This window comes from Agrobacterium sp. GD03872 (assembly GCF_029840625.1).
GTDB classification, from domain to species: Bacteria; Pseudomonadota; Alphaproteobacteria; order Rhizobiales; family Rhizobiaceae; genus Agrobacterium; species Agrobacterium fabrum_A.
The window spans coordinates 1-21,337 of sequence record NZ_JAOCCY010000013.1 but is presented as its reverse complement, the minus strand read 5'-3'; the positions used below and the strand labels follow the sequence as shown (position 1 = coordinate 21,337).

Sequence of the window (21,337 nt, the reverse complement as noted above, 5' to 3'; positions counted from 1 at the left end):
ATCAATCATCTCGCCAGTAGCAGGCGTTGAGATAGCGTTTCTTGGGCAATCTCGACAGCCTGTCGCGGAATTCCTGCCATTGTGAGAATGGATTGGCGAGCCACAGGAAATAGTCGTCTGTGGATGCGGCCGCTTCCGCGGCTGCGTCGCCAACACGTTCAACAAATTGCGCAGCGGACACGTCCGATCGCGGCAGCCAGCTTATCTGCATGCCGGCGGGCGCGACGATGTCATATTGGCAGCTTGCCGCGCGGATGAAGACCTGGCCGGTCGCGTCCGCGGGCAGGTTTTCGCAGATGCGGGCAATGGCTGGCAGGGCCGTTTCATCCCCGGCCAGGAGATAGTGCTTCGCGGGCTTCATTCCCAGCCCGCAGGGACCGGACATGCCGCAAACTGAACCGGGGCGTCCGTTGAGTGCGAAGGCGCATCCCGGTCCCGCATCCTCATGCAGGACAAAATCAATGTCTATCCAGCCGCTGCGGGCGTCCATCGTCCGGATCGTATAATAACGGACATCGAAAGCATCTTCCGACCCGGATGTGCCGCCATGGTTTTCGGGAGAGAGGCGGCTGCCTCCGATGGCGTTCTGCCTTCGAAAATAGAGCCTGACATGGAGGTTTTTCAGCGTGTCGAAACGATGAAGCTCGTTGCCGGTAAATCGTAGGCGCTGCATGCCGGGGGCGATGCGGCGGCTGTCGACCAATGTCAGAATCCGAAAACTCCTGTCCGCAAGAATGCTCATGCGCGCTTCCCCATGAGTACAAGAAAAAACGGGCCGCCGACCACCGTTGCAAGGAGGCCGGCGGGTATCTGGAAGGGGAAAATAATGCTGCGCCCCAGCCAGTCGGCGACGAGAAGGATAAGGCCGCCGATCAGCGCCGCCGCCGGCAATTGGGTGCCAGCGCGCTGAAAGCCCGCAAGACGCGCAATGTGAGGCCCCATCAGCCCGGCGAAACTCAAGGGACCGACGAGAATTGTGGCGCTTGCCGTGAGAATGGCCGAAAGCGAATAGAGAATGTTGCGGCTCGCCACGAGCGGCACACCGGCGTTCCGGGCAATGTCTTCCCCAAGCGGCAGCAGTTCCAGCCAGCGGCGGATGAAGGGCGTGGAGGCGAGCCCGCAGAAAAGCAGCATCATCGCCAGAATTGCCTCGCCGGGTTCAACCGCATAGGTGGAGCCGGAGAGCCAGGCCAGAAGCTGGCCGAGCCTCGGATCCTGCGATGTCATCAGCACGGCCATGACGAAGCCGGAGACGGAACTGAGGGCGATGCCGATCAGCAGCAGCCGGTCGCCAGAAAAACCGGGCTTGCGCGACAGGGTCAGCATCAGCAGGAGAACCGTCAGCGAACCGGCAGCCCCTGCGACAATCTGCGCGGCCCGGGTGGGTGCGGCAAGGGTGAGAAGCACGGCAATGACGCCAAGCATTGCCCCGGAAGACACGCCCAGCACTTCCGGCGATGCCATGGGATTGCCGGTTACACGCTGCAGGATCGCGCCGGCGAGCGCCAGCATTGCCCCGCCGCTAAAGGCCGCCAGCGCCCTTGGCCAGCGCCAGTCGAGAATACCGGGATCGGCAAGCCCCGATAAAAACCAGCCATCCGTATTTTTTCCAACGAACAGGGCCATGAAGGCGGCCACGCAGAGAATGGCGACCAGGGCGAGCAAGGCTGGAACGGGCCGGGCAAGGCGCGCCGGTGTCGCCTGGGCGCCCGGCTGTGGCGGAGCGGGCATTTTCAGCCGCCGGATCAGCGCAAACATCAGGGGCGCCCCGAGAAGCGCGGTGACGGCGGCGGTCGGGAACAATCGGTAGGTAACGGGAAGAAACAGGACGATCTGGTCGGTCAGGGTCAGCAGCAGCGCGCCAAGTGCTGCCGAACAGACAAGCTGCGCCGCCATTCGCCTTGCACCGCAGGCACGCGCAAGCGCGGGTGCGGCCAGCCCGACAAAGCTGATAATACCAACCGAGGCCGTCACCACCGCCGTCAGTGCCGCCGCCGCCACGAGCGTCAGAAGCCGGTAGGCGGCGAGCGACAGGCCGAGACTTCTGGCACTGGCATCTTCCAGCGCCATTATTGTCAGGGGTCGAAGCAGCAATGTGACAGCGACGACGAGCACCGCGAGGCGCGGGGCCAGGAATGACACGGCGCTCCAGTCCTGCTGGTCGAGATATCCTGCGCCCCACAAAAAGATGCTGACGAGAAAATCGTGATTGAACAATACCAGAACGGCGCTCGCCGCGCCGCAATAAAGGCTGACGATCATGCCCGCCAGCGTCACCGTGACGGGCGAGAGGCCGTTGCGCCAGGAAAGCGCCAGGATCGCCAGAAGCGACAGCCCCGCTCCGGCAAAGGCGACCCATTCCCGTGCGCCCATCCATTGCGGAAACCAGAGCGTGGCAATGGCAAGCAGAAGATAGGAACCGGCTGAAATGCCGAGTGTCGCCGGCTCGGCGAGAGGGTTGCGCAGGATGTTCTGGAGGATCGCCCCGACAAGCCCGAGTGCGGCTCCGGTCATCAGCGCAACGGCGATCCTCGGCAGCAATGTATTGTGAAGCAGTACCTGCGCTGTAACGTCGGGATCGGGAAAAAACAGGGCCGCAAGCGGCGTTCCCTCAGGCATGCGCAGAAACAGGTTGAGGCCGGTAAGGCCAAGGCAGATGATGGCGAGCGATGCGGTCACGATTGTGGATATGTTTTCCGTCCTGCTCATTGCGATGCTTCACCGGCAAGGGCTGTGGCAACGAGCCGGGCAAACCGTTTTGCTGGCGGCAGTCCGCCGTAAAACAGCACATCCTCGATGCGCACCAACCGGTGTTCGCGGATGAAGGGCAGGCTTTTCATGACGGGCCCAGCCAGAAGCGTATCCAGCTTTTCGCTGCTGGTGTCGCCGATGCATAGAAGCCGTGCCTGCGGGTAACGCGAAAGCTGGTCGGCCGTCACTGTCGTATGACCATATTGCGAGGTGTAACCGTCCCAGGCGTTCTTTATGCCGAACTGGTCGAGGACATTCTGGAAAAGACTGTTCCTGCCGAAAACCAGCAATCGGCGGCCATCTATGACCGTCGCCAGCAGGAGAGGCCGGCCGTCATAGGATGAGAGCCGGGCGCGTGCCTGCCGTATTTCCGCGTTGAAACTCTCCTCAAACGCATCAAACCGGCCGGGATCACCGATCCGCGCGGCGAGCGTCATGAGTGCATTTCTGCCGCTGATTAAATGGTCCTCGCCTGCTGTTACGCCGGCATCGAAAAAATGGATGGGCGCGATGGAGTTGAGGCGGCCCGCGGCCATGGAGAAATCGTCGCTATGCACGATCATGCAGGGTCGAAGGTGGTCGACAAGCTCCAGATTGGGCTCTGACCGCAACCCAAGCTCGGCGACCGAGGGCGACAGGGCCGGTTCGACAACGAGGCTGGCATAACGCTCCAGCTCCGGCATGGCGACGGGTTGCACACCGAGCGCCAGCAGGTTTTGCCCGCTTACCCAGTCCATGGCGACGATGCCGCCGGAACAGGCGGCCGAGGACGGCCGGTGGGTGAGAAAAAGGGATACTGTCCCGCAGAGCAGGGCTCTGCGGGACAGGCAACTGCGCAGCATCATCAGAACTTCGCCTGGACCGAGAAGGAAACGGTTCTCGGTGCTCCGAGATAATAGCTGTTCTGCCAGTAGTTCTCATCGGTGATGTTGCTGACGTTCAACCGGAAGGTCAGCGGATTGCCGAAGTTTTCGGTGGTGTAGCGCAGCCCGAGATCGGCGGTGACATAGGAGGAAAGCCGGTCGTTGTTTTCGGATGTCGCCCATTGCTTGCCGGTATAATACAGGCCGCCGGTCAGGAAGAGGCCCTCGACGGTGGGAACCTGATATTCGGCATAGATCTTCGCCAGAACATTGGCGACGTTCATGGGGCGCTTGCCGTCATAGGTTCCACCTTCGACCCTGGCGTCGAGGAAGGTCACGCCGCCGAGAATGGTAAGGTCGTCGGTCACCTTGCCGGTCGCCGTGAGTTCGAGGCCGCGATGGCGCTGGCGACCATCCTGCGTGTAGACATTGGCATCCGTCGTCAGTTCGTAAGCCTTGGAAATGTCGAACAGCGCCGCCGTCAGCAGCATGTCGCCGACTTCGCCCTTGATACCGATTTCCTTCTGCTTGCTGACCATGGGTGCCAGAATCTGTCCGCTGTTGACGGCGGTGTCCGGCGCGACCCCACCCTGCTCAAGCCCCTCGATATAGCTTCCATAAAGAGTGACCTGTTCCACCGGCTTGAACAGCAGAGACGCCGAGGGCGACAGTCTTCCCTCATCATAATCGGGTGCGGAGCGGGCGCCGCTGCTATCCAGCGATTGGCTCTGGATCATGCTGTAATTGGCGCCAACGAGGGCCGACCACTGTTCATCGAATTCGATCTGATCGCCGACGACAAAGTTATGATTGCGCACATAACCCGACTTGTAGAGCGTGCCGTTGTTCACCGGGAAAACGGGCTCGGCAATATGTCGCGGAGAGGACATGGGGAAGGACGGCTGCCAGCCCGTGTTGGGGTTATAGGTCGTGCCCCAGTCCTTGCCCTGATACATATAATATCCGGCGGTCAGCTTGTGCGAGACAGCACCGGTATCAAAGTTGACGTCAGTGAAAAAATTCGCGGCATCGAAGAGGTTTTTTGTCCTGCCGGAGCGAATTGCGATCTGGGAATATTCACCCGGCGTTTCAACGGAGTTCATCGTATGATCCTGAACCGGCCGGTTGATATATTCCCGCATATAGCCGCCGCGCAGGGTGATGGCATCGTTCACATCATAGGTGAGTTTGGCCGAGAACCGCTTTTTCTCGATTTCATCGTGAATCCAGGGCTGGCTCCAGTTCCTGCTGGCGTCCGGCGCGTCACCATGCGGCACGCCGTCTGCGAAAGCCCAATAGGAGTTGGCGGCATCCAGCTTGTATTTGCTGTAGGAAGCGTTGAGTTCCAGCTTCAGCCGGTCGGTGATGTTCCAGTCGAAAGCGCCACTTGCCAGAAAGCGGTCGACATTCTGGTCGTCGATTGCTGCATCTCCGGCCGAGCGAACGATGTTGAGGCGATAGCCCATATCGCCTTCCGGATCGATGCGACCGCCGAAATCGCCATGGACGAAAGCCTGTGCGCCGCCGTAATTACCAACCGTCACGCTGTTTAAACGTTCCTGCGTCGGCCGCTTGTAGACGTAATTGATCATGCCGGCAGGCGAGGCCGCGCCGTAGAGGAAGCCGGAAAGGCCGGAGAGAACCTCGGTGCGCTCCTTGTCTTCCAGCACCGTTGCGTGGCTGTAGGAGCGGCGGAAGCCGTCTTCGGCGGTGTCATAGGTGGTGAATCCGCGAATATTGGCCATCGGCGCCCAGCCGGACATCTGCGGCGTCTGGCTGCGGATGGTCGGCAGGACACGGTAGATATCTTCAGGGGACTGCGCCTGGATATTCTGGATGAGTTCCCTTGGCGCAACGGCAACGGAAAACGGTGTGTCGCGAATGGAGGTCTGTCCAAGCAGGCCAAGGGATGACAGGGTCGATGTCCGGTAGCCGTCCCGCGCAAGCCCATCCTGCTGCAGCACCGAAGCGGGGCCCGTGCCCTGAACTGTGATTGTTTCGAGAAGGGTGGAGTTTCCACCGGCGGCGGCACTCGCGGCGCTGACCGGGGCGGCGATGACAATGGAGGTGGCGTCGGTGAAGGAATAAACCAGACCCGTCCCGCGCAGCAATTCCACGATTGCCTCTTCGCGGGTTGTTGCGCGGTTTACGCCCTGTGAAAGCTTCCCGCGCGCGATCGACGCATCATAGGAGATCTGCGTTCCCGACAATTTGCCGAATGTCGCCAGCGATTTGTTCAGCGGGCCGGCCGGAACCGAATAAACCGCCTGCGCATAGGCAGGCTGCGCTGCGATGCCCGCGGCGAGCGCCGATGTCGTTGCCAGAAAGGCGGCGACCAGCGCGCCACGGCCCTTGCAGCCCCTGTTGTTACCCCTATGAGCCGATGAGAACCCATTCCCCATGTGAAAACCACTCCGTTAAATCTGTCCCCGAAGACCGGCCGGCGCATGCCGTCGGCGGGCTTCCTGAGGACAGTACGAATGGCGTTCGAAAATTTTCCTCTTTTTCTCAAGTTTTATCAAACGGAGGAAATAACGGTCAGGAATGGCGTGACTGTTCGCACTTTTCCGCCGAATGGCCGCACCACCGCGTCGAGGGCGCGCAGGGGGTCGTTAAGATCGAATACGCCGCTGACGACATTGTTTTTCAGGGATGGAGCGGCAATGACCACCTTTCCCTGCTGCCAGCGGGCGATGCGCTTTACCACGGCCGCGACGGTTTCCTTTTCGGCGATGAGCATACCCATGCGCCATGCCGCGATTTCCGAAGCCTCCCGGACGCCGCGATCCATGCGGCGAGATGTCTGATCGTAGGTCAGCCAATCGCCCGCCGCCAGTCTTTCCCCCTGGGGCGAGGGCAGGTCGGGCGAGGTCGCGAGAACAAGCCCCCTGTCGACGGAGACGGAAATGGAGAGATCATCGCCGGAAACGTCGAAGGCGGTTCCGAGCGCCGTGGCCGTCAGCGGCCCGTAGGCGACCGAAAAGGGGCGCGAACGATCGGGCGTGACATCGAAATATGCCATGCCGGACAAGAGGTTCACCCATCTTGCCCGCTCGCCGAATTCGACAGCGATTGCGCTGTCCGGTCCGAGTGTGACCACGCTGCCATCCGCGAGGGGAATTTTTCTGATCTCGGCCGTTGCGGTCAGATAGTCGGCCCGGGCGCGCATCGCCACATAAGGTGCGAGCCATGGGCCGCTGGCGGCCGCACCGAGACAGAGCGCGCCTCCGGCAATCAGAAGAAGGCGGCGGTTCGGATCGAATCCCGGTTGAGACGAACGCGCCTCTTCGGCCAGAACCTGGCCGGTCATGCCATGGATGGCGGCAACCTTCGCCCAGGCGGCCGCATGGGCCGGGCCACGCTCGATCCAGGCGCGCGCGGTTTCGATGGCGACGGGATTGCCGGGATCGTTCTGCAGGCGAATGGCAATATCCGCAGCCTCACGAAACAGGCGCCGTTCTTCCGACACTTCGTTCATAGGGAGCCTTTCAGAAATTGCCGGAGGTCAAAAAATACAGCCTTTGATATATACGAATGAGAGGCGGCATATTTCCGGGTGAAGAGGAATTTAAAGCGCAGGCCCTTGAAATCCGGGATGGTTTTCAAAAGACCGGTGGCCGGACGGTCGGTTTCCGTCTTCTAAAGACCGTTCAGGCGATCCTCTATATGTTCGTAGGCGTCGCGGATCAAAACCCAGGTGCGGGTGGTGGACATGCCAAGCTTCTGGGCCACTTCGCTTATGGTCAGCCCCCCCATGCGGTGCAGCTGGAAGGCCTCGCGCACCCGGCGCGGCAGCTCCGCCAGGGCCTGCTCCACCAGCTGTAGCCGCTGGCGGTCGTAAACGATGGTTTCCGCGGATGGCGACGGATCGATGATGGCATCGAAGGCATTTTGCGGCAGATCGACACGGAGCAGGCTGCGCTCGCGGCGATAGTGGTCGATGCTGAGATTGCGCGCCACCGTATAAAGATAGGATTTGGGATTGTGGGAAGCGGCGCTGGCCGGTGGCGGTGACGCCAGCACCTTCAAAAATGCATCCTGCGCCAGATCGGACGCTGTTTCGGAATCTATGCCTCTGCTGCGCAGGGATCTGACGATGCCTTTCGCATATAGCCGGAACAATTCCTGCAGATCCCAACTCAAGAGCCTTGCCTTCCGGTCATCGACACTCTTCCTGCCCGAAACCTCGGCCAGTCGGTCTGTCGAACAATGCAGTCACCGGCCGATTATCTGTAATCGGTGCCGAATTAGAGACTATGCGAAGCGACGGCCCTGGTTTTGCGGGATCGCCCCGCGCCTCCGATACCGTCGGCCATTGCTGATGCCGGTACCATGCGCGCGGGGCGACAGCAAAGCAAATATCATCCTTGCCATCGTTTTGTTCGGCGTTCCCATCGGTTGCTTCGGGAGTCGAAATCAACGGGAATCGGGCTTTGCCTCTTTCTCAGGCCGCATCCAGGGAGAGGGCGAGGTCGGCGATCAGATCGTCGGGATGTTCGATGCCGATGGACAGCCGGATGGTGGAATCGAGCACGCCGATGCGCTGGCGCACATCCGCCGGGACACCCGAATGTGTCATGGTTGCCGGATGGGAGGCGAGGGATTCCGTGCCGCCGAGGCTGACCGCGAGTTTGAATATGGTGAGGGCATTGAGGAATTTGAAAGACGCAGCCTGCCCGCCCGTTATGTCGAAGGAGAAGGTAGATCCCGCGCCGGTGCATTGATCTGCAAAGACCTTGCCAACCGGAGATGCCGGATCGTTGAACGGCAGGTAATGGATTTTCTCGACCTTGGGATGCGCCTTCAGAAATTCGGCCACCAGCTGGGCGTTGCTGTTTGCCCGCTCCATCCGGATCTGCAGCGTCTCAAGCGAGCGCCCCAGCATCCAGCAGGAATGCGGATCGAGCTGCGTGCCGATCGCCCCGCGCAATGCCTTCACCTGCTTCATCACATCCTTGCGGCCAAGCGCTGCCCCGGCAATGAGGTCGGAATGGCCGCCAACATATTTTGTCAGTGAATAGAGCGAGATGTCGGCGCCGTGCTCGATGGGCCGCTGGAAGACCGGGCCGAGAAGCGTGTTGTCGCAGGCGATGACCGGCCTGTGCCCCTGCTTCTGGCCGATCATGTCGGCGACACGGCTGATCATCGGGATATCGACAATGCTGTTCGTCGGGTTGGCGGGGGTCTCGATGAGGATGACGGACACCCTGCCTTTCGCCATCGCCTCTTCCGCGGCTGATATCACCGAGGCCTCGCTGACACCGTCGGCGAAACCCACGGCCGAAACGCCGAAATTGTGGAAGGTCTTTGCCAGCAGCGTCTCCGTGCCACCATACAACGGCTGGGAATGGAGCACGGTATCACCGGGCCGCACGAAAGCGAAAAGCGTCGTCGAAATGGCGGACATGCCGGATGAGAACAGCGCACAGCTTTCCGTACGCTCGTAGACGGCGAGACGATCCTCGACGATCTCGCTATTAGGATGGTTGAAGCGGGAATAAACGAGGCCGGCGCCCCGGCCTGCCGGCGGCTCCTTGCGCCCGGAGACATAATCGAAAAAGTCGCGCCCGTCCTCCGCCGACTTGAAGACGAAGGTCGATGTCAGGAACACCGGCGGCTTCACGGCGCCTTCAGACAATTCCGGATCATAGCCGTAATTGAGCATCTGGGTTTCGGGATGCAGGGCGTGGTTGCCGATATGGGTTTTCGACGGATGTGGTGCGGTCATGTCCGGTAGATCCTCCTCGACAGGCTTTGAACTCTCCGCAGCTTACATGCAATCCAGCCGAAATACCTTGCATTCTGAAGCGCATCCATGTCTGATAAAGCAATATATTGCGGAGAATTCCCACTTATGTCGCAAAAAGTTGCAGACACGGTCGATAGACGGATTCTGAAAGAATTATCCGCCGATGCAAGGATCACCAACAATGAACTGGCCGAGCGGGTCGGTCTGTCGGCATCCGCCTGCCTGCGCCGGCTGCGACGGCTGGAAGAGATCGGGGTGATCAAAGGTTATTCCGCGGTCGTCGATCCGGCCATCGAGGGATGGACCATGACCGCCCTTGCCTCCATTCGCCTCAGCCGCCAGCACGATGATGAAATCCGGATGTTCGAGGCCGCCGTTCTGGACTGGGACGAGGTTCTCGAATGTCACCTCGTCACCGGTTCGAGGGATTACATGCTGAAGGTTATGTGCGGCGGGCTGGAGGACTACGAGCGCTTCATCAAGGAGAAGATTGCCAAGCTGAAATGTGTCGATACCATCGAGACCAGCTTCGTCATGAATACGATCAAGGTCCGGCGCATCTGAGCGCCGCCAGCTGGAACCATTTTCACCGGGCTCGGCCCTGCAGAACCTCCTAGGCCCGCGCCTCCAGCACCATGTTGAAAGGCCCGGTAAAGGCCCGCCTGACATGGGTAAAGCCACCCGAGCGGATGACCTCGGAAAGCTTCGCTTCCCCGGCCTGCGCCCCCAATCCTTCACCCACCTCCTGGTCAAGCGATGTCGGCACGCAGATCATGGTGGATGCATTGTAATAGAGGCGGCCGACAGGGTTCATATTGTCCGCCGGGCGGTCTCCCGCAATGGGCTCGACAATCATCCAGGTGCCGTCCTTTTTGAGAATGCGCGACATATGCCCCGCACAGCCACGCGGATCACCCATATCGTGCAGACAGTCGTAACTGGTGATCAGATCGAAATCCGTATCCCTGATGTCCTTGGCCGTCGCCGCCACGAACGTCACCCGGTCGCTCACCCCATGGCTTCGGGCATGTCTGTTTGCCTCCTCTATGGATGGCTCATGGAAGTCGTAACCGATGAAGCTGGCGTTGCGATAGGCCTCGGCCATGAGAATTGTCGAGAAGCCAACGCCACAGCCGACATCCGCCACCTTGGCGCCTTTCACCAGTTTTTCCTCGACGCCCTGAAGGGCAGGCAGCCAGGATTGCACGATATTGTTCACATATCCCGGACGGAAGAACGCGCCCGTCGCGCAGAACAGGCAACCTGCCGTGTCTCCCCACCGCACCCCGCCGCCGGTCCGGAAGCTGCGCTCAACCTTCGGCTCTCCCTCGATCATCGCGGCCACTAGGTCGAAAGCGCCTTCCAGATAGACGGGGCTGTCCTTGTTGACGAACACCATCGCCTGCTCGGGTGAGAGGCTGAACATCTCGGAACCGCTGTCATAGTCGATATAGCCGTTCGCCGCCTGTGCCAGCGCCCACTCCCTCACATATCGCTCGGAGAGACCGCCAGAAGCCGCCGCCAGGCCTGCGGAGGTCACCGGCCCCACCCGATGCAGCGCATCGAACAGGCCCAGTCTCAAGCCGATCCTGACGGTTGGAACACTGAAGGCGCCTCCAAGGTCGCCCAGCATTTTGCCAATGAAAGAATGTAGTTTGGTTTCGTCGAGCGGTGTCATCGCATTCCCCCCAATTCGCTTCGTTGGCGGGCAAAGGCTGACCGCAAATTGCTTGCGTCAGTGGATGCTCGTAGACCATGTAACATAGCCGAATGCCCCGAAATTGTCACGCGAACGACCATCGCCCTTTCCGGTGAGGCGCCCCTGTCAGGGTCACCCACGCGGGCGATAGACGATGGTTTGGGGAAGTCGTAAACTGGCTGGAAGAGCAGGCAACGATATACTCCTGGGAGGAAACCAATGCCTATCTTCATGGACCGGCACGAGCTTGCCGGAGTTTCAGCGGCGGATATCGCCGCGGCACACCTTAAAGATCTCAACATCCAGGATCAGTACGGCGTCAGGTTTTTGACCTACTGGTTTGATGAAAGGCGCGGCACGGCCTTTTGCCTCATCGATGCCCCGGATGCTGAAACCGCGCAATGCGTGCATCGGGAAGCGCATGGCTTTATCGCCAGCGAAGTGGTGGAAGTCGCCCTGTCGGCCGTAGAAGCGTTTCTCGGGCGCATACAGGATCCCGTGGCGGTCGTGGCCGCCACGAAAAAAATGGATGCCGGCCACCGTGCGATCCTGTTCACGGATATAGTCGGTTCAACCGAAATGACGGCCCGCCTCGGCGATCGTATGGCGGCAGAACTCATCAGGGCGCACGATGCCCTCGTGCGTGGCTGTCTGGGTCGACGCTCGGGACGGGAGGTCAAGCACACCGGCGATGGCATAATGGCCGTGTTCTCCTCCACGCCATTTGCAGTGGATTGCGCCATCGATATCCAGCGCGAGTTCCATCGTTACAACAGCGACAGGGGCGAGCCCATCCATATCCGTATCGGTCTGGATTGCGGGGAGCCTATCGAGGACAGCAATGATTTCTTCGGCACGACAGTGCAATTGGCGGCAAGGCTTTGCGCTGCAGCCGAGAGCGACCAGATACTGATATCGGACAAGACTTTTCAGGAATATGGCGGCGCCGATGTCCTCGTGCATGGCGATCGTTACAGGTTGAAAGGCTTTGCCGAGCCCGTCCTCGCCTATAGTTGCGAGTGGCTGCACTAGCTACGGCTTGTGCAGCCACCGAAGGGGCAGAAATCGCCGATTTATTCGGCCGTTGCCTGAATGTCGACCTTGTCCAGAAGCCCCATCGGGTTATCGGAGGCGGCAACCAGATCGAAAATGCCGAGGCCGTTTGCGCCGGTGGATTTGACCGTTACCGTCAGGGTTCCGGGGGTGTTGAGAAAGCGGACCAGCGCTTCCACCGCACCCTGCAGCTTCGGCTGTTCCGCCGCCACCTGCTGCAACATCACGCTCGTCACCAGCGCCAGGGTGGCGCGTACCTGATCTTCCGTCATGTCGTTCTGCAGGGCATAAAGCTTGATCGCCTTGGCCATCAAACCTTCGTCCTTGATCGTGAGCTTCACCTCGCGGCCGGCGAGCCCGAAGAGCGCCGCCTGGGCGCGATTGACGTCAAAAGAGAAGAACTCTTCCGTAAAGCCGCTGACCAGACCGGCAAAATTGACGCTGCCGAAATCCTTGCTGCTGAGCGAGATATCACGGATCACCAGATTGCTGTTCGGTTCGTCCCAGCCGGCGGCGAGACCATAAGAGAAGGCCAGCGTTTCGAGGCCGAGTTTGCGGGCTTCAACGAAAACCTCCTCCGTCGAGTCCGCCGGGATCGGAAGCGTGAGCTCGTCCTGCCTGATCTCGATATCGGTCGGAATGCCGTTGAAGGGTTTGGTCAGCCCCATCTCGAAATTCTTGAGCGAGAATTTGATACGCTCCGGCGTACCGGCCGTTTCTTCCTCCGTTTCTTCCTCCGTCTCTTCCTCCGGCTTTTCCGGCGCGGCGATATCGACGTTGATGCCGCCGAAGCGCACCCTGCCAAGTTCCGGTATCAGGCGGTTGAACTGGAAGGTCTCGATCTGCGTCTCGTCGAGCGCGATGATCTCGGAAATTCCTTTGATCGTCGAACTCCAGTCAAAACCCTTGAGGCTCGCCTCCGCGACGTCGATCCTGTCCTCGCCATTTCCAATCGACATGCCCTGCATGCCGAAGTCGAGCTTGCGGCTGTCCATCTGCATGTCGATGCGGTCGATGGCGACATTGACCCTTTTGCCGGCAGCCCCGTCTTTTTTGTCCGGCGCGTCGGCCTTGAAGCCGATGAGCTGCATGTCGCTCTTGCCGATCATGTCGAGAATGGAGACGGCTTTCGTGAAAAGCGCCTGGCGTGCCTGCGGGGAAAGTTCATCAGGGTTTTGGGTCGCCGTCAGCGCTTTCAGGGTATCCAGCAGCGGCTCGGACGGCATGCGGGCGGTAAAACCATCGCTGCGGATCTCATCGTAGCTGAAATGACCTTCTCCATCGGAGAATGAAACCGTCCGCACGGAGAGCGGCCCGTAGAGCGGTCTCGCCTCCTTGTCGTCCGGGCCCGCCTTTTCCGTATAAAGCCGCGCGAGATAAGCGACGTCGATACCCTCGCCGGCGATCACGCCTGTCGAGACGACCATGTGCTTTTCCTGCATCGCGCCATCGCTGTCGGGAAGCTGCATCTTGATATCGTAGCTGCCATTGTCGATCGCATATCGGGCAATGCGGCCGCCGGCGATATCGGAGAGCGCCAGGTTCTTGTAAACGGTCTTCTGCTCGGTGGTGGCGATGGACTGGGCAAACGTCACCTCGGGCGTGGAGATGCTTGTCGCCGCGAAGCGCGCGATGCGCCGGGGCAGGGAGCCGCCGTTTTCTTCCGCCTGTTCCGGCTTTGCGAAAGCGGCATTTTCGATGCGCGCCTGCGCCATCGAAATCTTTCCGGTGGGCACATCGATATCGATGTTACCCATGTCAAGCACGCCGTCCAGGAATGGAAGCTTCGGGCGTCCGTCGATAGCCGCGATCTTGATGGTCTTGCCGTCTTCAAGCGGCAATGTCAGATCGCGAACATGAATTTTCCCGAGAAAATCGACCTCCACGGAACGGGCAGTCGCGCCGCTGCGGGCAACGATTTCCTTTACCTTTGCTTCGTAGAAGGTCTTGCCGCCGATGACGCCCGCGGCGGCAATGGCAATGATGGCAACCGCCGCCCAAAGCGCCCTGCGCCGACCCTTGCCGGTCTGGATGTTTTCCTGTTCCACGAAGTGTGTCCTCTCTCACGAACTGATATTGGCCGCCTTTTAAGCACGCAGAAGTTGCTTATCAAGTGGTCCCCGCCATGTGGTCTGCTGAAGAGAGGGCATGTCCTGCCGAAAGCCGGGGCGTTGATGCCCGTCATCGCCGTCCGGAAGGGTGGGCTTTTGGTCGACGGCGGGCCCTTGGCAGAACCGTCTCGATGGGCGGCCGCACGGCGGGCGCGGTGAGGCAGGATGCCGCTTCGCGCCGCCATCGAGGCTGTGAAAGGCAGTTTTATTTACGGTGTTCACGCACCGTTGAGGATATTGCACATGCCCGTGCGGACGACGTTCTTGTCCGCGATCTGTCCCACCTGAATGTTGAAGACGGCATCGATCCGCACTGCGGCGCCTTTCTGCCGGGCCACGACCCGCAGCGTCTGAATTCTGCCGCTGCCGCTGGTGTCCTGGTGCGCGTCGATGGAAGACAGCGCCTTGTTGATCTGGATACCTGAAAAACCTTCCGCCGCCACGGCCTGCGCGAGCTTTTGAAGCACGGCTGACGCTTTCGCCTTCGGCAGTTCCTGCCACGACTTGTAAGACACGGGCGTCACCATCGGCACGCCTGAGACAGTGAAGTTCTTCTCGCAGGAAGCGGCGAGGACGGGGCTGGAGAAGGCAAACAGGCCAAGAGCTGCTATGACATATTTCATTTCGAATAATCCCATCATTGGTGAAGGCTGAAGACTGCCGGCCGCATCAGAAGGCAGACCGTTTTCCTCGGTAGGTGGAAGGAGGCGGAAGAGCTTCATGGGCTTGCGCCAGCGTTTCAAGCCATGTCGCCAGGCCAGCGGGAACCTCCTCGTTGCCCGTTTCCAGCGCCTCAATCCATGAAAGTTCGCATTGCAGCGCGGACGCAATATTGATCGGTGTCCAGCGGATCACCCGCAGGCATTGATTAAAGCGTTCTGGTGACATGATGATTTGATGTTTTCCCCGTCTTTTTCCTGGCGAAGCTCACTCACACGGCTGCGAGAGTCAATCTTTTTCTGCAACTTTTGATGGCCTGTTTTCAGTCATGAAGTTGTATCTGTCAGCCGTTGCCATTCGTCAGGCGCAGGAAGGGAAAGGCAATCATGCCCAAATGAAATGGCGGGGCGATGCATCCGCATTTCATCCCCGGGAGCATTTCTTCCGAGAAAACTTAGTCGATTTGCTAAGTTTCTCCTTGCCCCATCACGATGAAACATGATAGTTAGCAATATGACTAAGCATCATCAGGACCTTTCACTGATCTTCCAGGCTCTGGCCGATCCGACGCGGCGGGCAATTCTGGCGCGCCTTGGCGTCGGGCCGGCGCCGGTCATGGAACTGTCCGCTCCCACGGGGCTGCGTCTGCCCACGGTCATGCGGCATCTTTCCGTGCTGGAGGAGGCGGGGCTGATCGTCACGTCCAAGGATGGTCGGGTGCGTACCTGCGCCATCGTGCCCGAAGCGCTGGAGCCGGTAAGCACATGGCTCGATGAGCAGCGGGCCGTGTGGGAGAGCCGGCTTGACCGGCTGGAGGCATTTGCAATGCAGGCCATGAAGGAGGATTCAGAATGACAACGAAACCGGATCAAAAAAGCGCACGCGCTGAACCGCATCAACCGCAAGACCGTTTTGCAACGCTCAGCTTCGAACGGGAGATTGCCGTTCCACTATCGGCTTTCTGGCAGGTCTGGCTATCACCCGCCGCCCGGGCGGTGTGGGCCTCTCCCTCGCCCTCGGTCACCGTGGAATTCCTGGAGGCGGACAGCAGGCTGGGCGGTCGCGAAGTGTCGCTCTGCAAGGTCGCCGGCCAGCCGGATATCCGCTGTGAATGCGGCTGGCTGGAGTTGCAGCCAACCCGCCGCAGCGTGAATTACGAGGTGGTCTCATCCGGCGGCGTAACGCAATCGGCGGCGCTGGTGACTGCCGATTTTCAGGCTGCGGAAGAGCGTAGCTGCTTGACCGTAACGGTGCAGCTTTCCTCATCGGCCAAGGATATGCGCGCTGGCTATCAACAAGGTTTCAGCGCCGGTCTCAACAATCTGGCCAGCGTGGCCGGGCGAACCATGGTGCTGGAGCGAACGATAAAGGTGCCGCGAAACATCGTCTGGAAAGCCTGGATGAACGAAAAGACGCTGCCGCAATGGTGGGGCCCTGAAGGCTTTTCCTGCCGCACGAAGAGGATTGATCTGCGGACCGGCGGTGAATGGGTTTTTGACATGATCGGCCCTGACGGCACAGTCTTCCCGAACCATCATCGTTATGTCGAGGTCCGGCCCGAAGAGAGGATCGCCTATACGCTGCTGTGGGGCGAAAACGGGCCGAAACATGCCGATGCCTGGGCCTCCTTCGAAGATCAGGATGGCGCGACGAAAGTTGTGCTGGGCATGGTGTTCAGCACGGAAGCCGAGTTCCAGCAAGCGAAGGGTTTCGGCGCCGTGGAGCTGGGTCAGCAAACGCTGGGCAAACTGGAACGCTTCGCCAAGGCGCTATAGATGCGCCGTGCCGTCAGCTCCCTGTGCAGAGGTCTCGATGCTGGCTCCTGTCCAGACCGGCATTACTCTTCAAAGCCGCTCTGCGCGTGCGAGATCGTCTTGCAGGTCCCGCCATCCTTCTCGCCAACCATGCGCTTATCGCGGATGACTGAACCTTTGGCGATATCGATCTCCCATGCCACCGAGCCTTCATTCAGGCTCGCCTTACCACCGGCAAAGGTGCCTTTCTCCATTCTCTGACTTCCAGAAGCCGGGACATACACTCCAAATGTCCCGGCGGCTTCGTCGAGAGCGAAATTGAACACCTGAGGAGTCCCTTTCGAACTTGCGAACTCGCAACTGAGATATGTTGGCGCGGCGAAGGCAACAGAGCTGGAAAAAAGTGCTGCGGTAGCGGCAAATCCGGTTCCTGTGATGACCTTCAATTCCTGATCCTCATTCGTGTTTTCTCGTTAGACTAGAAATATTGTGCCCCGTTGGCGAAGTAAACGCTACAGCGATTTGCTCCCTTGCAGCGCTATTGTCCTTGTTCCAATAACGTGAGCGATTCCCGGCCCGGCGGTGACAAACCATAAGGGTAACTGCCGAGTGCCTTCCTTCCATTCAGAAGCTAAGACGGAACTCTCTGTTGGCTTGCAGTTCTAAGGTTTTTCAATTTGTAAGCTGTTGTGACTTTCGCAATGCGGCCAAATTCCAAAACGGCATTAACTCGTTCACTAGATGCAGCCTAGGGTTTAATTGGCTTGCCCGCGAATCATTTCTGAGTTACCGAGGAGTTATTAGAAGCGGTTTGGGGCATAAGGCGATTTGCAGGATGGCTTGCAATAGCATGTGGGGTTTGTAACTTTTACCCGCGATGAAAAATATCGAGCCGTAAGCTGCATAGTTCCGGAACATTGAATGCTCTGTAAAGTCGATAAACTGCCGCGCGAAGAAATGGCCTTTGCAAAGAAAGATAGCGTCATCTCTGACAACGAGCTTGGTGGTGCGCGATTTATGGGCGGTGATGTTCTCGAGCAGCTCCGGCGTCTCGAGCCTTCTACCTGCGCCTTGGTCATCTCCTCACCGCCATATAACATAGGAAAGCCCTACGAACGAGAGGATGAGCGCTCTTACGACGAATACCTAGCCTGGCAAAGGCAAGTCATTGAGACTATGCTGCCCGCCCTCACTGAGAATGCTTCTGTTTGTTGGCAAGTCGGCACCTACATAACTGGTGGGGAGTTATACCCGCTCGATGTGCCCTTCATTGAAATTTTTCGCAGTTTGGGATTTCGTCTACGCAATCGTATTATTTGGCGTTACAACTTCGGTTACAATGCTGACAAACGCTTCTCCGGTCGTTACGAGACCGTTCTATGGTTCAGTAGAACAGACACCTATACATTTAATTTAGATCCCGTCCGGATTCCCCAGCTTTACCCCGGCAAGCGCCATAGCGCTTCGAAAGGGGAAAAAGCCGGGAAACCTAGCGGCAATCCCTTGGGAAAGAACCCTTCAGATTACTGGGAGTTTTCGGCTGTTGAAGATTTTCAGAACAACCCGGTTTGGGATGTGCCCAACGTCAAGGCGAGGCACCCCGAGCATACTGAGCATCCCTGTCAGTTTCCAGTGGAACTTGCGGAGCGTTGTGTTCTGGCACTCAGTAAAGCTGGAGAGACTGTACTAGATCCCTTTATTGGAACCGGTGCAACCGCTATTGCTGCAATTAAGCATGGGCGACACGCAATCGGCATTGACCGTTATTTACCCTATCTCGCGATTGCCGAGGAACGCATCACTAAATATGCGACGGGCGATCTACCATTAAGACCATTGGGCAAACCCGTTCGCCGTCCCCGGTCCACGGAAAGCGTTGCTCAGGTTCCCATCGAATGGCGACGAGACCAGGTGGAGTCTGAAACGGGGTTTGCTGGAGGCGAAGATGGCGAGAGCTAAAGGTAAGGGCGCTAAATCCAAGAAGAAGGTTTTGAGTCCTGAGGAGCGTGCTAAGCGAAACCTACAGATGCGTCATCGGCGAGATGTCCGAGAAATCTTCTTCGCAGCGGGGTTCCATCGTGCTGAGGGTGCGTCTGACAAAGAGTTTACGTACGGTGGGGTGACTTCAGATTTTGACGATGTCTTTTTTTTGGAGAACGTTGTTGTCTTCGCCGAGTACACTACCGCAAACGACGTTTCGGAGCATGCTAAGAAAAAGTACCTAATGTATGATCGCATTAAGAAAAACGATGCGGAGTTCATTCAGTTCGCGCGAGGTGCACCGCTCAATTTAAATGGGTCTATAGATGGCAAGTATAGTGATAACCAAATTCGTGTTATACTATTGTATTGCTCTTTAAATGTTGTTCATCCTCAATTAAAAAGTCAGATTAATCATGCTCTGTTTATGGACTACAGCATAGTACGGTACTTTAAACTTTTGACGAAGACAGTGCGCCGGTCCGCTCAGCACGAATTGTTGGCGTTCCTCGATGTTGAGTATAAGTTTTTTGCCGACAGGGCGCTCAATGCGAATTCCTCATCGCGGGACCCATTCAATGGCTCAGTTCTTCCGGAGCATCACTCTAAGTTCCCGAAGGGATATAAAGTCGTTTCCTTCTACATTCAACCATCAGCCTTATTATCGCGAGCCTATGTGCTTCGTAGGGATGGGTGGATGGATCGTAGCGGCCTGTATCAGCGAATGATCTTGCGAAGCAAGTTGGACTCCATTCGAAAATATCTTGTCGATCAGAAGCGGGTGTTTGTGAACAACATCATCGTTACTCTTCCGGCCGGTACAAAAATCCTCGATTCTAACGATAATACGATCGATACAACAACTATTCACTCAACACAGCCAGCTGTAATATCCATTCCTAGCGAATTCAATTCGGTAGGGGTTATCGACGGTCAGCATCGTGTTTTTTCTTACTATGAAGGTGGAGCTAATGAAAACGTTATTGGTGCCTTGCGTTCACAACAGAATCTCTTGGTGACCGGCATCATATATCCCGACAACGTCAGGGATACAGAAAAGACCCGGTTCGAGGCCGGACTGTTTCTAGAAATTAATTCAACGCAGTCAAATGCGAAGTCCGAACTCAAACAGGCGATAAATCAACTTATCCGACCTTTCCTCACCGATTCTATTGCCAGAGATGTCTTGGATAAATTAAATGATGGCAATGGCGTTTTAGCCAGCAAGTTCTCCCAAAACTTTTTCGATGGTGGCGGTCTGCGCACAACTTCTGTGGTTAGCTATGGCCTTCGGCCACTTGTCAGACCTAGCGCTCCTGGACCTCTTTTTGCGCGTTGGACGGATGCTGAAAAAGATACCTTTGTCAGCTTGGAGAACGATGATGCGCGCAAGCGGTACGTCGACTATTGCTCGAACCAGATTGCGCTATTTTTTGCGGCTGCGAAATCGCGTTTGCCGGCGGAGAAGTGGACTACCTCTCGAACGATACACGATCGCCTTCTTACGCCTACAGTCGTTAACGGTCTCATTGGAGCCATGAGACAAGTTTTGGATGCTGGGGTGGAGATGACCTTTCAGAATCTGCACGATCGTCTGTCCGGTTTGGAAGATTTTCCGTTTGAGAATTATCGGTCGAGCCAATATACCGTGATGTCAACTGCGATCTTCAAGACTTACTTCTCCGGTTGAGTATAAGAATGAACCCTTCCCAATAAGGTTTGTAGAGCTTTTCTGTCGATAGGAATTCGCATTTGCGCTTCCGAATGATGTGAACTAAATTTTTATTGTTTGAGGGGCGGCTATTTTTATCTGTGTATTCCCGCGTAGGATATTTATATTTTTCTAGTGCGTTGGCGCGATCTCCGTGTATTTTTCGGTTTTTTTGTTGCCCGGGCATCCCCGCTTTATTTGCATGACTTATACTGCCCCTGTTTCGCTATGAACCGGGAGACGTTCCGGTTTTATGCTGGATCAGCGCCGGTTGTGCGAGGGGACGGTCACTCTCGCATTCGGGGTTTGACGGTGAGTGTCCTTCGATAACGGCGGAGGAGTGATGGATTGGTTTGTGGTGGGCCTTTCTATTTCTCTGAAGGTCGTTTGCTAAAGGATTGGCTTGCTAGGCATATACTGCTCTGATGCGGGGCACTGATAAGTGTCTTTACTTCCCCCAGGTGGCAATTTTCAGTGCCCCGTTGCAATGCCCATTGAGCTGAAAGGCTGATGGGAAAAGAGATGAAGCTCAAGACACGGTCGCAACTGCGTCGCGTGATAGGAAAGGTGTGTTCAAATGGGTCTCTATGAAATGTACGTTCTTCCAGCTCGTGCAGATACAGCCCTGATGAGGCGAAGGGTGGCGAAGATTATGAATCGTCGGCGCAAGAAGCAATATTTATACAACCAGAAGAAGAATTCGGATTTGGAAGCCGAGATAGAGAGGGGAGTGCACCTTCGACCCGGGAGGATTCCATGAACATATATTTATATAGATATATATGCGGAAGCGTATAAAATATATGCCGCATTGAATTGTATAGGAATATTGAGAGCGGATGAAAATCTGTGACCAGAATCTTGCTTTTACGGCCTGCAATTTGCGGATTGCGGGACGATAACGTGTAAATATATGATTTTTATGTTGAAATTGCCGATATGGCTGGAGAATGATTATGCGCGGAAACTATATGAGTGAGATGGAATTGATTAGAGCGGAGATCAG

18 protein-coding genes are annotated in these 21,337 nt (G+C 57.6%); 6 read left to right on the top strand and 12 right to left on the bottom strand.

The genetic code is table 11. The features are described from left to right. Window position 1: 1 nt before the first annotated feature. The 7 genes from N5D22_RS21185 to N5D22_RS21155 form a co-directional block, all read right to left on the bottom strand. On the bottom strand, window positions 2-742 hold the full coding sequence (locus N5D22_RS21185; RefSeq protein WP_279657862.1) for a siderophore-interacting protein: 741 nt from the start codon (window positions 740-742) through the stop codon (window positions 2-4). Next, on the bottom strand, window positions 739-2,709 hold the full coding sequence (gene fhuB / locus N5D22_RS21180) for a Fe(3+)-hydroxamate ABC transporter permease FhuB (protein WP_279657863.1): 1,971 nt from the start codon (window positions 2,707-2,709) through the stop codon (window positions 739-741). Before fhuB ends, N5D22_RS21185 begins: the two co-directional genes overlap by 4 nt. Then, window positions 2,706-3,596, bottom strand: a complete 891-nt coding sequence (locus tag N5D22_RS21175) for an ABC transporter substrate-binding protein (RefSeq protein WP_279657864.1) — start codon at window positions 3,594-3,596, stop codon at window positions 2,706-2,708. Before N5D22_RS21175 ends, fhuB begins: the two co-directional genes overlap by 4 nt. Continuing rightward, window positions 3,596-6,016 (bottom strand): TonB-dependent receptor, encoded by a 2,421-nt coding sequence (locus N5D22_RS21170; RefSeq protein ID WP_279657865.1) that lies wholly within the window; start codon window positions 6,014-6,016, stop codon window positions 3,596-3,598. Before N5D22_RS21170 ends, N5D22_RS21175 begins: the two co-directional genes overlap by 1 nt. A gap of 116 nt (window positions 6,017-6,132) precedes the next feature. Next, window positions 6,133-7,092, bottom strand: a complete 960-nt coding sequence (locus N5D22_RS21165; protein WP_279657866.1) for a FecR domain-containing protein — start codon at window positions 7,090-7,092, stop codon at window positions 6,133-6,135. 161 nt (window positions 7,093-7,253) lie between these two features. Then, the gene (locus N5D22_RS21160) at window positions 7,254-7,808 is read right to left on the bottom strand and encodes an RNA polymerase sigma factor (protein ID WP_279657883.1); all 555 of its coding nucleotides are present in this window, start codon (window positions 7,806-7,808) and stop codon (window positions 7,254-7,256) included. 250 nt (window positions 7,809-8,058) lie between these two features. After that, entirely contained in the window at window positions 8,059-9,342 is a 1,284-nt protein-coding gene (locus N5D22_RS21155) for a cystathionine gamma-synthase family protein (protein ID WP_279657867.1), read from the bottom strand. Window positions 9,343-9,468: 126 nt separating this feature from the next. Between N5D22_RS21155 and N5D22_RS21150 the strand changes: the two genes are divergently transcribed. Then, a complete protein-coding gene (locus tag N5D22_RS21150) occupies window positions 9,469-9,927 on the top strand; it encodes an Lrp/AsnC family transcriptional regulator (RefSeq protein WP_279657868.1) in 459 nt (152 codons plus the stop codon). Between the two features lie 49 nt (window positions 9,928-9,976). On the opposite strand, the gene N5D22_RS21145 is transcribed toward N5D22_RS21150, so the two are convergent. Continuing rightward, window positions 9,977-11,041 (bottom strand): methyltransferase domain-containing protein, encoded by a 1,065-nt coding sequence (locus tag N5D22_RS21145; protein ID WP_279657869.1) that lies wholly within the window; start codon window positions 11,039-11,041, stop codon window positions 9,977-9,979. Between the two features lie 240 nt (window positions 11,042-11,281). Here N5D22_RS21145 and N5D22_RS21140 point away from each other — a divergent pair, with 240 nt between their 5' ends. After that, on the top strand, window positions 11,282-12,094 hold the full coding sequence (locus N5D22_RS21140) for a nickel-binding protein (RefSeq protein WP_279657870.1): 813 nt from the start codon (window positions 11,282-11,284) through the stop codon (window positions 12,092-12,094). A 41-nt stretch (window positions 12,095-12,135) separates the two neighbouring features. Here the strand turns inward: N5D22_RS21140 and N5D22_RS21135 are convergent, their stop codons facing one another. The 3 genes from N5D22_RS21135 to N5D22_RS21125 all read right to left on the bottom strand — a co-directional run bounded on the left by N5D22_RS21135 (window position 12,136) and on the right by N5D22_RS21125 (window position 15,114). Next, on the bottom strand, window positions 12,136-14,163 hold the full coding sequence (locus N5D22_RS21135; protein ID WP_279657871.1) for a hypothetical protein: 2,028 nt from the start codon (window positions 14,161-14,163) through the stop codon (window positions 12,136-12,138). A 281-nt stretch (window positions 14,164-14,444) separates the two neighbouring features. Further along, entirely contained in the window at window positions 14,445-14,849 is a 405-nt protein-coding gene (locus N5D22_RS21130; RefSeq protein WP_279657872.1) for a hypothetical protein, read from the bottom strand. Window positions 14,850-14,895: 46 nt separating this feature from the next. Further along, entirely contained in the window at window positions 14,896-15,114 is a 219-nt protein-coding gene (locus N5D22_RS21125) for a hypothetical protein (protein ID WP_279657873.1), read from the bottom strand. Window positions 15,115-15,399: 285 nt separating this feature from the next. Between N5D22_RS21125 and N5D22_RS21120 the strand changes: the two genes are divergently transcribed. Further along, window positions 15,400-15,741, top strand: coding sequence for a metalloregulator ArsR/SmtB family transcription factor (locus N5D22_RS21120; protein ID WP_279657874.1), 342 nt, complete (start codon window positions 15,400-15,402; stop codon window positions 15,739-15,741). Next, window positions 15,738-16,661 carry an SRPBCC family protein gene (locus N5D22_RS21115; protein WP_279657875.1) on the top strand — a complete coding sequence of 308 codons (924 nt, stop codon included), beginning with the start codon at window positions 15,738-15,740 and terminating at the stop codon, window positions 16,659-16,661. Before N5D22_RS21120 ends, N5D22_RS21115 begins: the two co-directional genes overlap by 4 nt. Before the next feature lie 62 nt (window positions 16,662-16,723). On the opposite strand, the gene N5D22_RS21110 is transcribed toward N5D22_RS21115, so the two are convergent. Then, window positions 16,724-17,086, bottom strand: coding sequence for a hypothetical protein (locus tag N5D22_RS21110; protein ID WP_279657876.1), 363 nt, complete (start codon window positions 17,084-17,086; stop codon window positions 16,724-16,726). A gap of 475 nt (window positions 17,087-17,561) precedes the next feature. On the opposite strand from N5D22_RS21110, the gene N5D22_RS21105 reads away from it, so the two are divergent. Together N5D22_RS21105 and N5D22_RS21100 are read left to right on the top strand one after the other, a co-directional pair. Then, window positions 17,562-18,599 (top strand): site-specific DNA-methyltransferase, encoded by a 1,038-nt coding sequence (locus N5D22_RS21105; RefSeq protein ID WP_279657877.1) that lies wholly within the window; start codon window positions 17,562-17,564, stop codon window positions 18,597-18,599. Then, a complete protein-coding gene (locus N5D22_RS21100; protein WP_279657878.1) occupies window positions 18,586-20,310 on the top strand; it encodes a hypothetical protein in 1,725 nt (574 codons plus the stop codon). Before N5D22_RS21105 ends, N5D22_RS21100 begins: the two co-directional genes overlap by 14 nt. Window positions 20,311-21,337: the final 1,027 nt, after the last annotated feature.